The sequence below is a fragment of the Faecalibacterium sp. Marseille-Q4164 genome (assembly GCF_017377545.1).
GTDB lineage: Bacteria > Bacillota > Clostridia > Oscillospirales > Ruminococcaceae > Faecalibacterium > Faecalibacterium duncaniae.
In genome coordinates, this window is sequence record NZ_JAFREJ010000012.1 from 40,495 (window position 1) to 54,207 (window position 13,713).

At 58.6% G+C, this 13,713-nt stretch carries 15 protein-coding genes and 1 tRNA gene; 10 read left to right on the forward strand and 6 right to left on the reverse strand.

The features are described from left to right. Positions 1-133: 133 nt before the first annotated feature. The 5 genes from J3352_RS10440 to J3352_RS10460 all read left to right on the forward strand — a co-directional run bounded on the left by J3352_RS10440 (position 134) and on the right by J3352_RS10460 (position 5,574). Positions 134-1,147 carry a methionine ABC transporter ATP-binding protein gene (locus J3352_RS10440; protein ID WP_156067288.1) on the forward strand — a complete coding sequence of 338 codons (1,014 nt, stop codon included), beginning with the start codon at positions 134-136 and terminating at the stop codon, positions 1,145-1,147. Continuing rightward, the gene (locus J3352_RS10445; RefSeq protein WP_154276926.1) at positions 1,144-1,800 is read left to right on the forward strand and encodes a methionine ABC transporter permease; all 657 of its coding nucleotides are present in this window, start codon (positions 1,144-1,146) and stop codon (positions 1,798-1,800) included. Before J3352_RS10440 ends, J3352_RS10445 begins: the two co-directional genes overlap by 4 nt. Before the next feature lie 223 nt (positions 1,801-2,023). Next, positions 2,024-3,298 (forward strand): O-acetylhomoserine aminocarboxypropyltransferase/cysteine synthase family protein, encoded by a 1,275-nt coding sequence (locus J3352_RS10450; protein ID WP_156067292.1) that lies wholly within the window; start codon positions 2,024-2,026, stop codon positions 3,296-3,298. A gap of 186 nt (positions 3,299-3,484) precedes the next feature. After that, positions 3,485-4,423: a homoserine O-succinyltransferase gene (metA, locus tag J3352_RS10455; RefSeq protein ID WP_005935244.1), complete on the forward strand. Its 939-nt coding sequence runs from the start codon at positions 3,485-3,487 to the stop codon at positions 4,421-4,423. 119 nt (positions 4,424-4,542) lie between these two features. Continuing rightward, complete coding sequence (locus J3352_RS10460; protein WP_156067295.1) at positions 4,543-5,574, forward strand: P1 family peptidase; 1,032 nt, start codon at positions 4,543-4,545, stop codon at positions 5,572-5,574. A 78-nt stretch (positions 5,575-5,652) separates the two neighbouring features. Here the strand turns inward: J3352_RS10460 and J3352_RS10465 are convergent, their stop codons facing one another. From J3352_RS10465 to J3352_RS10475, 3 genes are read right to left on the reverse strand one after another with little or no spacing between them, the layout of a single operon-like run. Further along, complete coding sequence (locus tag J3352_RS10465) at positions 5,653-6,528, reverse strand: LysR family transcriptional regulator (RefSeq protein WP_005935248.1); 876 nt, start codon at positions 6,526-6,528, stop codon at positions 5,653-5,655. Positions 6,529-6,539: 11 nt separating this feature from the next. After that, positions 6,540-7,232 carry a tRNA (N6-threonylcarbamoyladenosine(37)-N6)-methyltransferase TrmO gene (gene tsaA, locus J3352_RS10470; RefSeq protein WP_005935250.1) on the reverse strand — a complete coding sequence of 231 codons (693 nt, stop codon included), beginning with the start codon at positions 7,230-7,232 and terminating at the stop codon, positions 6,540-6,542. 1 nt (position 7,233) lies between these two features. Continuing rightward, positions 7,234-7,854, reverse strand: coding sequence for a LexA family transcriptional regulator (locus tag J3352_RS10475; protein ID WP_005935252.1), 621 nt, complete (start codon positions 7,852-7,854; stop codon positions 7,234-7,236). Between the two features lie 183 nt (positions 7,855-8,037). Between J3352_RS10475 and J3352_RS10480 the strand changes: the two genes are divergently transcribed. Both J3352_RS10480 and J3352_RS10485 read left to right on the forward strand, forming a co-directional pair. Next, positions 8,038-8,277, forward strand: a complete 240-nt coding sequence (locus J3352_RS10480) for a helix-turn-helix transcriptional regulator (protein ID WP_099357280.1) — start codon at positions 8,038-8,040, stop codon at positions 8,275-8,277. Continuing rightward, complete coding sequence (locus J3352_RS10485; RefSeq protein WP_005935258.1) at positions 8,277-8,570, forward strand: hypothetical protein; 294 nt, start codon at positions 8,277-8,279, stop codon at positions 8,568-8,570. Before J3352_RS10480 ends, J3352_RS10485 begins: the two co-directional genes overlap by 1 nt. A gap of 39 nt (positions 8,571-8,609) precedes the next feature. On the opposite strand, the gene J3352_RS10490 is transcribed toward J3352_RS10485, so the two are convergent. After that, entirely contained in the window at positions 8,610-8,774 is a 165-nt protein-coding gene (locus J3352_RS10490; RefSeq protein WP_035394833.1) for a FeoB-associated Cys-rich membrane protein, read from the reverse strand. 158 nt (positions 8,775-8,932) lie between these two features. Here J3352_RS10490 and J3352_RS10495 point away from each other — a divergent pair. From J3352_RS10495 to J3352_RS10505, 3 genes are all read left to right on the forward strand, one after another. After that, positions 8,933-9,009: transfer RNA gene (locus tag J3352_RS10495), tRNA-Val, on the forward strand. Between the two features lie 442 nt (positions 9,010-9,451). Next, complete coding sequence (locus J3352_RS10500) at positions 9,452-10,069, forward strand: Type 1 glutamine amidotransferase-like domain-containing protein (protein WP_005930833.1); 618 nt, start codon at positions 9,452-9,454, stop codon at positions 10,067-10,069. 263 nt (positions 10,070-10,332) lie between these two features. Further along, a complete protein-coding gene (locus J3352_RS10505; protein WP_242699946.1) occupies positions 10,333-11,997 on the forward strand; it encodes a recombinase family protein in 1,665 nt (554 codons plus the stop codon). Here the strand turns inward: J3352_RS10505 and fabZ are convergent. Then, positions 11,994-12,470, reverse strand: a complete 477-nt coding sequence (fabZ, locus tag J3352_RS10510) for a 3-hydroxyacyl-ACP dehydratase FabZ (protein WP_005935313.1) — start codon at positions 12,468-12,470, stop codon at positions 11,994-11,996. The genes J3352_RS10505 and fabZ overlap by 4 nt on opposite strands. Positions 12,471-12,473: 3 nt before the next feature. Then, positions 12,474-13,712: a beta-ketoacyl-ACP synthase II gene (fabF, locus tag J3352_RS10515; protein WP_197036540.1), complete on the reverse strand. Its 1,239-nt coding sequence runs from the start codon at positions 13,710-13,712 to the stop codon at positions 12,474-12,476. Between the last annotated feature and the right edge of the window lies 1 nt (position 13,713).

Consider the following 13,713-nt stretch of genomic DNA (forward strand, 5'->3'; position numbering starts at 1 on the left):
CCTTGCGGTGACAGCCCCCTCGGGGATGGGGCCTTTGCCTGACCGTTCTGTTTCAGGCTCCCTCCATGAGGGAGCTGGCAAACCCGCAAGGGTTTGACTGAAGGAGTTTATTCAACAGCAAGGAGCAATTTCTGTGATCGAGATCAAACACCTTTCCAAGACCTTCCAGATGAAGGACAGCGCAGTGAATGCGCTGAAGGACATCAGCCTGACCATCCCGGATGGCTCGATTTACGGCATCATCGGCATGTCCGGCGCGGGCAAATCCACGCTGGTGCGCTGCATCAACCTACTGGAGCGCCCCACCGAGGGCAGCGTGGTCATTGACGGCGTGGAGATGGAAAAGCTCACGCCCGCCCAGCTGCGCCAGCGCCGCCGGGAGATCACGATGATCTTCCAGCAGTTCAACCTGCTGATGCAGCGCAGCTGCCTGAAGAACATCTGCTTCCCCATGGAGCTGGCAGGTGTGAAGAAAGAGGAAGCCGAAAAGCGCGCCAAGGAACTGCTGGAAATGGTGGGCCTGCCCGATAAGGCCAACGCCTACCCGGCCCAGCTCTCCGGCGGCCAGAAGCAGCGCATTGCCATTGCCCGCGCACTGGCAACTGACCCCAAGGTCCTGCTCTGCGATGAGGCCACCAGCGCGCTGGACCCCAACACCACCCACTCCATCCTGACCCTGATCAAGGACATCAACCGGAAGCTGGGCATCACGGTGGTGGTCATCACCCATCAGATGAGCGTTGTGGAGGAGATCTGCGATCACGTTGCCATTCTGGACGGCGGCGTTGTGGTGGAACAGGGCGAGGTGAAGGAGATCTTCGCCAACCCCAAGACCGCCGCGGCAAAGCGTCTGGTGGCTCCCAACGGCGGCAGCGCAGCCCGTGACCTATCCAGCTTTGCGCCGGACGATCATGTGGTGCGTGTGACCTTCAACGGTTCTTCCGCCGCAAAACCGCTGGTGGCAAGCCTTGCCGCCGAAAAGGGTATTCTGGTGTCGGTGCTCAGCGCCGATACCCGCGACCTGAGCGGCCAGTGCTACGGCTCCATGCTGCTCAAGCTGCCCGCTGACCTGGATGAAGCAAAACAGGCTGCTGCCTACATGCGGGCGCAGCCCGGCATTACGGTGGAGGAGGTGACCGGAGAATGACCATTGCAGATTATGGCTTTGCCATCTGGGAGACCTTCTATGTGACGTTGCTCTCCACCGCGTTCTCTCTGGTCATCGGCCTGCCGCTGGGTGTGCTGCTGGTGGCCGGTGATAAGGACGGCATTCTGCCCCTGCCCGGCTGGCTGATGCACCTGCTGAATATCATCATCAATATCCTGCGCAGCGTGCCTTTCCTGATCTTGATGATCTGCGTCTTTCCGCTGACCCGTATCATCGTGGGCACCACCGTAGGCACCAAGGCCACCATCGTCCCGCTGGTGGTGGCGGCCTTCCCGTTTGTGGCGCGTCTGGTGGAGACCAGCCTGCGCGAGTTGGATGAGGGTGTGGTGGAAGCCGCCCAGAGCATGGGTGCGACCCCGTTCCAGATCATCACCAAGGTAATGATCCCCGAGTGCCTGCCCGGCCTGATCTCCAGCATGACCACGGCCCTGACCACCATTCTGGGCTACTCGGCCATGTCCGGTGTCATCGGCGGCGGCGGCCTGGGCAAGATCGCCCTTTCCTACGGCTACTACCGCTACCAGACCAACATTATGATCGTCTGTGTCATCCTGCTGGTGCTGCTGGTGCAGATCTTCCAGACCGTTGGCACCTTCTGGGCCACCAGAAGCGATAAGCGGCTGAGGAAGTAACTCCTTCAGTCGCACTTCGTGCGCCAGCTCCCTCGGAGAGGGAGCCTTAAAGCCTCCCTCTTTGAGGGAGGTGGCAAAGCCGAAAGGCTTTGACGGAAGGAGTTCTCTCCTCATTTCGTCCCGGACGGGAAGTAAAATTCAACGTTTCAATTCCCCGCCGGAGGCATGTGCTCCTGCGGGGAATTGTGCTATTCGGACAAACCCAGTAAAGGAGTATGTTGCAATGAACCGTGATACCATCTGTGTGCAGGGCGGTTATACGCCCGGCAATGGCGAGCCCCGCCAGATCCCCATCATCCAGTCCACCACCTTCAAATATGCCACCAGCGAGGATATGGGCAAGCTGTTCGACCTGGAAGCCGACGGCTACTTCTACTCCCGCCTGCAGAACCCCACCTGTGACCTTGTGGCCAGGAAGATCTGCGAGCTGGAGGGCGGCACCGCCGCCATGCTGACCTCCAGCGGTCAGGCAGCCAACTTCTTTGCCCTGTTCAACCTCTGCGAGGTCGGTGACCATATCGTGGCATCCAGCACCATCTACGGCGGCACCTTCAACCTCATCTCCGTCACCATGAAGAAGATGGGCATTGAGGCCACCTTTGTGGACCCGCTGTGCACCGAGGAGGAACTGAACGCCGCCTTCCAGCCCAACACCAAGATGGTGTTCGGCGAGACCATTGCCAACCCCGCCCTGACCGTGCTGGATATCGAGAAATTTGCCAAGGCTGCTCACGCCCACGGCGTGCCCCTGATCGTGGACAACACCTTCCCCACGCCGGTCAACTGCCGCCCCTTTGAGTGGGGCGCGGATATCGTGACCCACTCCACCACCAAGTACATGGATGGCCACGGTGCGGTGCTGGGCGGTGCCATTGTGGACGGCGGCAAGTTCGACTGGATGGCCCACGCCGAGAAGTTCCCCGGCCTGTGCACCCCGGACGACAGCTACCACGGCATCACTTACGCCGAGCGCTTCGGCAAAGAGGGTGCCTTTATCACCAAGGCAACGGCTCAGCTGATGCGGGACTTCGGCTCCATGCAGTCCCCGATGAATGCCTATATGCTGAACCTCGGCCTGGAAAGCCTGCATGTCCGGATGCAGCGCCACTGCGCCAACGGCATGGCCGTGGCAAAGTTCCTCGAAAGCCATCCCAAGGTGGCCTATGTGAATTACTGCGGCCTGGAGTCCAGCCCCTACCACGCACTGGCTGAAAAGTATCTGCCCAATGGCAGCTGCGGCGTGGTCAGCTTTGGTCTGGCCGGCGGCCGTGAAGCTGCCAGCACCTTTATGAAGGAGCTCAAGCTGGCCGCCATTGAGACCCATGTGGCCGATGCCCGCACCTGCTGCCTGAACCCGGCTTCCAGCACCCACCGCCAGATGAACGATGAGCAGCTGAAAGCCGCCGGTGTGCCCGCAGAGCTGGTGCGCATGAGCTGCGGTCTGGAAAGCGCTGAGGATCTGATCGCAGATATCGCACAGGCTTTGGATAAGATTTAAAAGGCAAACGGGCTCGCCCTCTCAGCTTCACTTCGTTCAGCAGCTCCCCCAAAGGGGGAGCCTCTGGCGAAAAATAAACTTTGTGGTTTTGCCAAGGCCTCCCACTTTGGGGGAGGTGGCACGGCGTAAGCCGTGACGGAGAGGGCGAGGCCGCTATCAATATCCGCACCAAAGGAGTAAACATCTATGCCCCTCATCATCCCGAAAACGCTCCCCGCCTACGATGCCCTGTACGAGGAAAACGTCTTTGTCATGCACCGGGAGCGGGCAGCGTCCCAGCATATCCGCCCGCTGGAGATCCTGATCCTGAACCTGATGCCCACCAAGATCGCCACCGAGACCCAGATCGCCCGGCTGCTGGCCAACACGCCGCTGCAGGTGCACATGACCCTGCTGCAGACGGTGAGCCATGAGGCAACGCACGTCTCCGCGGCCCATCTGGAGGCCTTTTATAAGACCTTTGACGAGGTGAAGCATAACCGCTACGACGGCATGATCATCACCGGCGCTCCGGTGGAGACCATGGACTTTGAGCAGGTGGATTACTGGCCGGAGCTGTGCGAGATCATGGATTTCAGCGAGACGAATGTCTATTCCACCCTGCATGTCTGCTGGGGTGCGCAGGCGGGCCTGTACTACCACTACGGCATCCGCAAGGAGCTGCTGCCTGCCAAGATGTTCGGCGTGTTTGAGCACCGGGTCATCCGGCCCTCCAACCCGCTGGTGCGCGGCTTTGATGAGGTGTTCTATGCCCCCCACAGCCGCCACACCGCCATGAGCCGGGAGGATATCGACCACTGCAGTGCGCTGCGCATCCTTGCCGAGAGCGATGAGGCAGGGCCTTTCCTGATGAGCACCGAGAACGGCCGGCAGATCTTTGTCATCGGCCACCCGGAGTACGACAAATACACGCTGGATGCGGAGTATAAGCGGGATGTTGCCAAGGGTCTGCCCATTGCAGTGCCCAAAAACTACTACCCCAACGATGATCCCAGCCAGCCGCCGCTCTTCCGCTGGCGCGCGCACGCCCATCTGCTGTATGAAAACTGGCTGAACTATTATGTCTACCAGAACACCCCCTATGATCTGGGAGAGATGCAGCGCGTGAAGCACTCTGAGGGGTGAACCCGCTCAGCCGCCTGCGGCAGCTCCCCCATGGGGAAGCCAGGTTTACGCACGACTGTTTTTCTGCCTCTCCTATCAGGGGAGGGGCAGTATTGGAAAGCAATAACGGAGAGGTATTTATGGGAATCGATAAGAATGAATGGGGCTTCCGGGTGGGACATCTGCCCCACGGGGAGCGCGATAAGATCAGTGATGTGCCGGGCGTGACAGTGGGCCATTGTACACTGGCGGATGGCGACATCCAGACCGGTGTGACCGCGCTGCTGCCCCACCCCGGGGATGTGTTCCATGACAAAGTGCTGGCGGCCTGCCATGTCATCAACGGCTTCGGCAAGACCACCGGCCTTGTCCAGATCGATGAGCTGGGCACGCTGGAGACCCCCATCCTGTTTACCAACACCCTGAGTGTGGGCACTGTGGAGACGGCGCTGGTCAAATATATGCTGGAGCGCAACCCCGATATCTGCGAGACCACCGGCAGTGTGAACCCGGTCGTCTGCGAGTGCAACGACAGCGGCCTGAACGATATCCGGGGCCTGCATGTCACCGAGGCGCATGTGGCTGCCGCTCTGGCAGACTGCAAAGCCGATTTCGCTGAGGGTGCAGTGGGTGCCGGACGCGGAATGCGCTGCCACGGGCTGAAAGGCGGCATCGGTTCTGCCTCCCGGCTGGTGGAGCTGGACGGTAAGTCCTACACCATCGGGGCAATGGTGCTCTCCAATCACGCCACCTTCGATGACCTCATCGTGGCGGGCACACCCATCCACGAGCTGCTGGAGGCCCGCATCCCGCCCCATGAGGACAAGGGCTCCATCATCACGGTGCTGGCAACAGATATCCCCCTGAGCGAGCGCCAGCTGCGGCGGCTCTGCCACCGGGCGCTGGTGGGGCTTTCCCGCACCGGCAGTGCCTGCGGCAACGGTTCGGGTGAGATCGTTCTGGCCTTTACCACGGCCAACCGGATGCCGCATTACTCGGACAAAGCCCTCCTGCCCATGGAGATGCTCCACGATGATGCCATCAACCCGCTGTTCCGGGCGGTGGCTGAGTGTGTGGAGGAAAGCGTCCTGAGCAGCCTGCTCCACGCCGAGACCGTCACCGGCTACCATGGCCGGACGGTGCAGTGCCTTTCCGACCTGTTGAAAAAATAATGTAAATAACAAGCCTTTCCGTATGGTGCACCTCGCAGTGTGACACCAGCGGAAAGGCTTGTTTTTTTATCGTTATCTTTATTTCTGCACCAGCGTGATGAATGCTTTCATCTGGGGGGTGAGCCATTTATCCCTGTGGTAGAACAGCTGCCGCCGCATCTCCACGCGGCAGGCGGGGACATTCAGGCGGGCCAGCGTTCCGGCGGCGAGGGCATTCTGTACGATGTACTCGGGCAGGAAGGAAAGCCCCATGCCGTGCTCGACCATCTGGCAGAGCAGGGAAGCACTGCCCAGCTCGAGAAAGGGCTTGATGGCCAGCCCCTGCGCTGCCATGCACTGGTCGAGGGCATCGCGGTAGCTCATGCCCCGCTCAGTCAGCAGAAACTCCTGCCCGGCCAGTTCCTGAAGCGTGACTTCCGCCTGCCCGGCCAATGGGTGCCCGGCGGGGGCCACCACGCAGATTGGCTCCGGCTCATCCACGGCCAGCACGAAGCTGGGCTGCAGCAGCGGCTTGTCCAGCGTGTAAGCCAGATCGATCTGATTGGAGCCCAGCATCTGGAGCATCTCATCGTCGGTGGCGGTGCGGAGCACCAGCTCCACCTGTGGGCAGAGGGCGTGATACCGCTGCAGCAGGTCGGGCAGAAAAGTGCTGCAGACCGAATCTGCCAGTGCCACCCGCAGGGTGCCGCTGACCTGCCGGGCAGGCTGCAGGGCCGCTTTGGCCTGCTCGGCTGTGGCCAGCAGGGAGCGGGCATAGGTCAGAAAGGTCTGCCCGGCATCGGTCAGGCGGACCGTTTTGCCCACCCGGTCGAAGAGCGGCGTTTCCAATTCGGCTTCCAGCTGGGCCACCTGCGCGGAGACTGCCGACTGGGAATACCCCAGCTCCCGTGCCGCACGGGAAAAGCTGTGCAGCTCCGCAATATGCAAAAAGGTGTTGATGGTACGCAGTTCCACGGCGGCACCTCTCAGCGGCGGGTGATGCCGGTCACGGTCAGAACAGCACCATCTACGACAAAATGGACTTCCAATCCCGAAAATTCCATTCCGTATACCCGCTCCGGGTCGTGCTGGTAGGAGGGGCGGGGGTCGTTTTCCAGCACGCCCCGCAGGCCGTCCCGCTCGGCAGCGGGTACGGCTTCCCACAGCTCCGGCGGGCATTCGACCCGCAGCCTGTGCGTCTGGGTCTGTGCCGTGAAGCCTGCCGCTGCATCCGGGTGACAGTCGGCGTAGGGGATGTAGGGCTTGATGTCGTAGATGGGGGTGCCGTCCATCAGGTCTGCGCCCCGCACGATGAGCACCGGGCCCACCTCGGGGCGGTGCTCGATGGCCTCCAGCCTGACGCTGGAAAGGCCCAGCGGATTGGGCCGGAAGGGGGAGCGGGTGGCAAACACGCCCATCCGGGTGTTGCCGCCCAGGCGCGGGGGCCGGACGGTGGGAGACCAGTTCTCCCGCACCGCGCCGGAGAACTGCCACACCAGCCAGATGTGGCTGAAATCCTCCAGCCCGCGCAGGGCATCGGCGTTGCGGTATTCCGGGGTGAAGATGATCTCGCCCCGCAGGCCGTCCACCAGCCCGCTCTGTCGGGGGATGCCGAACTTGGTGGGGAAGGCGGTGTGGATGTGTGCGATGACCTTCAGGGTCATGGTTTCGTTGCTCATATTATAAACCTCTGCAGAAGCCCACGGCTCTGCCCTCAATCTGGATCTCGTTCAACTGTGGCCCGGCATAGATCATGGGCGGGCAGACGGCGGCGTTGTCGGCCAGAAGCATAACGGTGTCGCCCTGCCGGTGAAAATGCTTTAAGGTGGCCTCGTCGCCGATCCGCACGGCGGCGATCTCGCCCTGCTCCACCTCGGGCTGGCAGCGGATGCAGACGATGTCACCATCGCAGATGGTGGGGGCCATGCTGCTGCCGTGGCAGGTCAGGGCAAAGTCGGCGTGCCATGCGGCAGGAACGCCGATGTAGCATTCGATGTTCTGTTCGGCGGTGATGGGGGAGCCGCAGGCAATGCTGCCCACCAGCGGTACCCGCACCATTTCGGGCAGGGGCTCAAACCCCGGCGGGACAAACGCAGTGTTTTCCAGCCCCATCAGCCATGCGGGGGTGGTCTCCAATGCAGCGGCAAACTCCTCCACCTTGGACTGCGGGATGTCGTTGACCCCTTTTTCCAGCTTGGTGATGGAGGATTTGGAACGGTAGCCCATCCGCTGGGCAAGCTCTTCCTGAGAGAGCCCCAGCTCGAGCCGACGCTGTAAGATACGGCGGGAAAGTTCTGACATGGCAGAGACCTCGCTTTTCCTGAAAAAGAATGTTCTGCCGTGAGTATATCAGAAAAGTTCTTAAAAATCAACGATTTTCGCGCGATTTTGGTAAAATAGTTGACAAAAAATCAACATCGAACTATAATACAACCAAAGATTGTGAAACGACGCGCAGAGATCCAGATGAAAGGAGAACCTTTGATGACAAATACCACACAGATCCGCGCCTACATTGAAAGCCAGGGCCTCAAGCTGGGCCATGTGGCACGGGTGCTGGGCATCAGCAGCAGCGCCCTGCATCAGAAGCTGAACGACGAGAGCGATTTCAAAGTCAGCGAAGCCGACCGTCTTTCTGCCATGCTGGGGCTGACCATGGAGCAGCGGGATGCCTGCTTCTTTGGCCCGGGCACCCGAATGTGCCAAAGAAAGGGGGCGGCGTGATGACCGCTGAACAGCGCAGAAAGACCCGGGAGGCCCTGCAGAACTACGGTACCCGCCAGTGGGCCCGCAGCCCGGCCAATTGGGGCTGGGCCCGGGCCATCCAGCAGACGCAGGAGTATTACCGCACCGCTGACCCCATCCGTGCAGGCCTGCTCCAGCTGCGCTACCTGGAGCGCCGCAAGGAGGAAGACGTGCTGGAGCGGCTCTGCATCGGACGCACCACCTACCAGAAAGCTCAGCTCGATCTGCTGAGCACCGTAGCCGTTTTTGCCGCCCGCTACGGTGCCCTGTGACGCAAAATGCCCCCGGACAGCCATCCGGGGGCATTGCAGTCAGCGCGTTTTCTTTTCCGGAGTATCGCAGTGCTGGTGGCAGGAGGCACAGTTGCCGCCGCAGCCTTCGCCTTTCCAGCCGCCCTGCTTGGAGATCCAGACCACTGCCAGGGCAAACAGCCCTGCCAGCACCAGAATGGTAATGATCCCACGAAGTGTCAGCATTGAAAAAACCTCTCTTTTTGCGCTGGAATGCGCAATTTCAGTATACACCATTTTGCGCAAAAGAGCAACTGCCTCGCAGTGGGAAAAAATTGCGAAAAAATCAAAATTAGGGCTTGCCAATCCACTTCGGTTGTGGTATAATTCTCTTGTTCCGATTCGGAGGATTAGCTCAGCTGGTTAGAGCACCTGCATCACACGCAGGGGGTCTGGGGTTCGAGTCCCTAATTCTCCACCATACAGTTCGTACTCGAACCCGATTCTTTATGAAAAAGGGTTTGGGTACGTTTTTTGTTTATCGGAAGTTCTGCGGAAGGACTACTCGGAACGGTAAACGAGCAAAGGCAGGGTATCACTATGATAGTGGTATCCTGCCTTTTGCTTTGCGGAATCAAGTTCGCTTTGTGCGAACTTGGTCGTCCCCCTATATGGCGCGTTTGGGAGTAGTCGCTGCGTACGTGCGTACCGGGAGCCTGTACACCTCTGACAAGGTGTAACACACTAGACTTTGTGCCAAAGTCTGTGTGCCAAGGGGTCAAGCCCCTTAGAATCCCTGCGGAGCGTGTACGCACGTACGCAGAAAAATGGCAAAATTTCACTATATCGGGGTGTTCTTTCATGGTGGAGTGTGGTATACTCGGCTTAGCCCAGTAAATCGGAGTTTGACGAGGTAAAAGAATATGAATGGAAAACATCTATTTCTTACATCTGCAGGGTTGACCGATAAGATGAAAGAGAAATTCTTTGATATTATTGGAAAGTGTCCGAAGGATGTGAAAGTGCTTTATATTCCAACAGCTGGCATTGAAACAGATGGTGCAAGAGAGTCGCTTGCAATATGTTTTCATGAACTCTTTCTAATGGGAATTCAGTACGAAAATATATTAGTGTACAATCTGGAATTAATTCTTTCAAAAGACTATCAAAGAACCTATTCTTCGTATGTTACAACCCCGTTTATGCTTACAAGGCTATTAACTTTTGAAGAATTAAACCAATTTGATGCTGTTTTTGTCAGTGGTGGTGATGTATCTGTGCTTTGTCGTGAAATGTCTAGAACTGGTTTTGATAGAATACTTAATAATGCAATTAAAAACGGACTTATATATGTCGGAATCAGTGCAGGAAGTATGTATGCGGCGGGAAATTTAACAGATGGATTACATATTATTGACAATCCTATTATCCCCCATTGGAATGGTTCTGAAACAACAGTATTACCGAACGGCAAAGATGAGATTAAGCTTGCTGATGGAAAAGCTGTTTATGTAGAGGATAATTACATGAGTGTAATATGATGCACATGTAGGATTAGTCAAATTCCAGTTTGCCGTACTCGTTCCAGCAGGGTTTGGGGCAGGCACGCCCCAACAAGAAGCTGTCCCAAAGGGGCAAGAATTTTCAAGAATTGAAAATTTGTGGCCACGGGACGATTCTTGCTCTCACCTTTTTCGCTGCGTTTCGCAATTTTCGCATTTCAATCTGCTCGCAGATTGTTGACAAGCTGCGCTTGACCCGATACTATAAAGGCAAGTCGAATACACGCCAAGGAGGTGCAACCATGACCGCCGTAATCTACGCCCGCTATTCATCCGACAGCCAGCGTGAAGCGTCCATTGAGGGACAGCTGCGCGACTGCAAGGACTACGCCGAGAAGAACGGCATCACCGTGGTCGGCACCTACATTGACCGTGCCTACTCTGCCAAGACAGATGACCGCCCAGACTTTCAGCGGATGATTAAGGACAGCGCGAAGAAAATCTTCGATGTAGTTCTGGTCTGGAAGCTGGACCGCTTTGCCCGGAACCGATTCGATGCCGTGAACTACAAGTACCAGCTGGAAAAGAACGGTGTCCATCTGGTGTCTGCCATGGAACCCATTTCGCAGGGGCCTGAAGGCATTATGGTGGAGAGTATGCTGATTGGCATGGCGGAATACTATTCCGCCGAGCTTGCCCTGAAAGTGGCGCGCGGTGAGCGCGAAAACGCCCTCCAGTGCAAGTACAACGGCGGTGTGGTGCCGCTGGGTTTCACCATTGGCAAGGAGGACAGGCTGTACCATATCGACCCGGAGACGGCTCCCATCGTGCAGGAGATCTTCACCCGGTATGCCGACGGCGAACCGGCCGAGAAGATTGCAGCATCCCTGAACGAGCGCGGTCTGCGTACCCGCACCGGGAAGCCGTTCGTGAAGAACAGCTTCTTCCAGATCTTCCGCAACCGCCGCTATATCGGCGAATACCGCTACAAGGACATTGTGACGCCGGGCGGCATTCCGGCCATTGTTGACCAGGACCTGTTTGACCGGGTGCAGCAGCGTTTTGAGCAGAACAGGATCGCCCATGGTCGGCCTGCAAAAGAGGATGTGAGCTATCTGCTGACCACCAAGCTGTTCTGTGGCAAGTGCGGCACCCTGATGGGTGGCGAAAGCGGCACCAGCCACATGGGAAACACCTACTATTACTACAAGTGCGGCAACGCCAAACGCCACGGCAAGGCGCACTGCGACCTGAAAGCCATCCGCAAGGAGCCGCTAGAGCGGTTTGTGGTGGAGACTGCCATTAAGGTGATTTTCAGTGATGAAATCATCGAACGGCTGATAGATTTGGTCATGGAAGCCCAGCAGAAGGAGAACACCCGGCTGCCTGTCCTGAAAGACCAGCTCAGGGACACAGAGAAGCGGCTGGCAAACCTTCTGGAAGCCATTGAACAGGGCATCCTGACCCCGACCACCAAGCAGCGTTTGGACGAGCTGGAAGCCCGGAAAGAAGCTCTGAACACCAGCATTCTGGAAGAAGAGCTGAAAAAGCCCGTCTTGACCCGTGAGTGGATTCGGTTCTGGCTTGAAAAATTCCGCAAGGGTGACGTGGGCAGCACGGAACACCAGCGGCAGATCATTGATACCTTTGTCAACTCGGTCTACGTCTTTGATGACCGGGTCGTGCTCAACTTCAACTTCACGGACGATGCCAAAACGGTCACCCGTGAGGAAGTGTTGGGTTCGAGTGCTGTGGACAATGCTCCACCATACAGTTTGTACCCGAACCCGATTCTTTACGAAAAAGGGTTCGGGTACTTTTTTGTTTCACAAGATGTTCTCTATGCCGAGAGTATGCAGAACGGTAAACAGGAACGAACAAAGGCAGGATATCATCATGGCGATGGTATCCTGCCTTTTATATACGATATGGTATTGGGGGCGACCGCTGCGCACAAAGCGCCTTAAGCCCCTGTGTTTGCTTCGGTCAGCACAAAGGTCAGCTCCGCTGTGGCAGCGCACTTGCCATCCACATAAGCAGACGCTTTCCCGATGCCCACAGGGCCGCGCTGTTCCACCAGCTCACAATGGAGCGTAAGAACATCCCCTGGGGTGACCTGTTTGCGGAAGCGGGCATTCTTGATGCCGCCGAAGAGGGCCAGTTTGCCTTTGTTTTCGGGAACGCTCAACGCCGCCACGGCTCCGGTCTGGGCCAGTGCTTCCAGGATCAGCACCCCCGGCATGACCGGTTGGCCCGGGAAGTGACCGCAGAAGAATTCTTCATTGCGGGATACGCACTTGCGGCCAATGGCCCACTGCCCCGGCTCATAGTCCAGGATACGGTCCACGAGGGCAAAGGGGTAGCGGTGGGGCAGAAGGGCTGCGATCTGCTCACTGTTCAGGGTGTTTGCGTTCTCCCGCACGGTGCGCGGTTCTGCCATGGCTCAGCCCTCCCATCTGCGCAGGGCGATGCAGGCGTTGTGCCCGCCAAAGCCCAGGCTGTTGCTCAGTGCGTAGGTCATGGCCTGTGCACGGCCTGCATTGGGCACATAGTCCAGATCGCATTCCGGATCAGGCTGCTCGTAGTGGATGGTGGGCGGGGCAAACTGGTCTCGCAGGGCCAGTGCCGTGAACACGGCCTCGATGCCGCCCGCACCGCCTAGCAGGTGGCCGGTCATGCTCTTGGTGCTGACCACGGTCAGCTGCTTTGCGTGTTCACCGAACACGGCATGGATGGCAGCCGTCTCGCAGGCATCGTTCATGTGGGTGCCGGTGCCGTGGGCGTTGATGTGATCCACCTGCTCCGGGGTAATGCCTGCATCGGCCAGTGTCAGCTTCATGCAGTCGATGGCACCTGTGCCGCCGGGAGCCGGTGCGGTAAAGTGGTAAGCATCGCAATTGGCACCATAGCCCACCACCTCGGCGTAAATATGCGCACCGCGTGCCCGGGCGTGCTCCAGCTCTTCCAGAACCAGCACACCGCTGCCCTCGCCCATCACAAAGCCGCCGCGGCGGGCATCAAAGGGCAGGCTGGCAGCATCCGGGTCGGTGGCGGTGGAAAGCGCCTTCATGCTGGTAAAACCGCCGATGCCCAGCGGGCTGATGCAGCTTTCGGCACCGCCGCAGACCATGGCAGTCTCGTAACCGTCCCGGATGCGGTGGAAGGCATCGCCCACAGCATTGGTGCCGCCGGCGCAGGCCGTGACCGGGCAGGTGCACATGCCCTTCAGGCCAAAGCGGATGGCCACCTGTGCCGCCGCCATGTTGGCAATGGACATAGGCACAAAGTAGGGGCTGACCTTCTCCATGCCTTTTTCTTCCCCGCGGGTGTGCTGCTCCTCGATGGTGGGCAGGCCGCCAATGCCGCTGGAAAGGACCACACCGATGTTTTTGGCCTCTGCTTCCGTGTTCAGGCCGCTGTCGGCAATGGCTTCGGCTGCAGCAGCCAGTGCCAACAGGGTGAAACGGGCCATCTTGCGGGCTTCCTTTTTGTCCACAACGGTCTCGGGGTCAAAGTTTTTCACTTCACCGGCCAGCTTGCACTTGAAATCGGTGGTGTCAAACTGGGTGATGGGGCCAATGCCGCACCGGCCTGCCTTTGCGGCAGCCCAGCTGTCGGCAGCAGTGTTGCCCAGCGGATTCACGGTGCCCAGACCGGTGATCACGACTCTGCGTTTTTCCATA

Coding starts and splice junctions, on each gene's coding strand:
- J3352_RS10445 (WP_154276926.1), top strand. CDS start 1,144: ATGACCATTGCAGATTATGGCTTTGCCATCTGGGAGACCTTCTATGTG.
- J3352_RS10450 (WP_156067292.1), top strand. CDS start 2,024: ATGAACCGTGATACCATCTGTGTGCAGGGCGGTTATACGCCCGGCAAT.
- metA (WP_005935244.1), top strand. CDS start 3,485: ATGCCCCTCATCATCCCGAAAACGCTCCCCGCCTACGATGCCCTGTAC.
- J3352_RS10460 (WP_156067295.1), top strand. CDS start 4,543: ATGGGAATCGATAAGAATGAATGGGGCTTCCGGGTGGGACATCTGCCC.
- tsaA (WP_005935250.1), bottom strand. CDS start 7,232: ATGAGCAACGAAACCATGACCCTGAAGGTCATCGCACACATCCACACC.
- J3352_RS10475 (WP_005935252.1), bottom strand. CDS start 7,854: ATGTCAGAACTTTCCCGCCGTATCTTACAGCGTCGGCTCGAGCTGGGG.
- J3352_RS10480 (WP_099357280.1), top strand. CDS start 8,038: ATGACAAATACCACACAGATCCGCGCCTACATTGAAAGCCAGGGCCTC.
- J3352_RS10485 (WP_005935258.1), top strand. CDS start 8,277: ATGACCGCTGAACAGCGCAGAAAGACCCGGGAGGCCCTGCAGAACTAC.
- J3352_RS10490 (WP_035394833.1), bottom strand. CDS start 8,774: ATGCTGACACTTCGTGGGATCATTACCATTCTGGTGCTGGCAGGGCTG.
- J3352_RS10500 (WP_005930833.1), top strand. CDS start 9,452: ATGAATGGAAAACATCTATTTCTTACATCTGCAGGGTTGACCGATAAG.
- J3352_RS10505 (WP_242699946.1), top strand. CDS start 10,333: ATGACCGCCGTAATCTACGCCCGCTATTCATCCGACAGCCAGCGTGAA.
- fabZ (WP_005935313.1), bottom strand. CDS start 12,470: ATGGCAGAACCGCGCACCGTGCGGGAGAACGCAAACACCCTGAACAGT.
- fabF (WP_197036540.1), bottom strand. CDS start 13,712: ATGGAAAAACGCAGAGTCGTGATCACCGGTCTGGGCACCGTGAATCCG.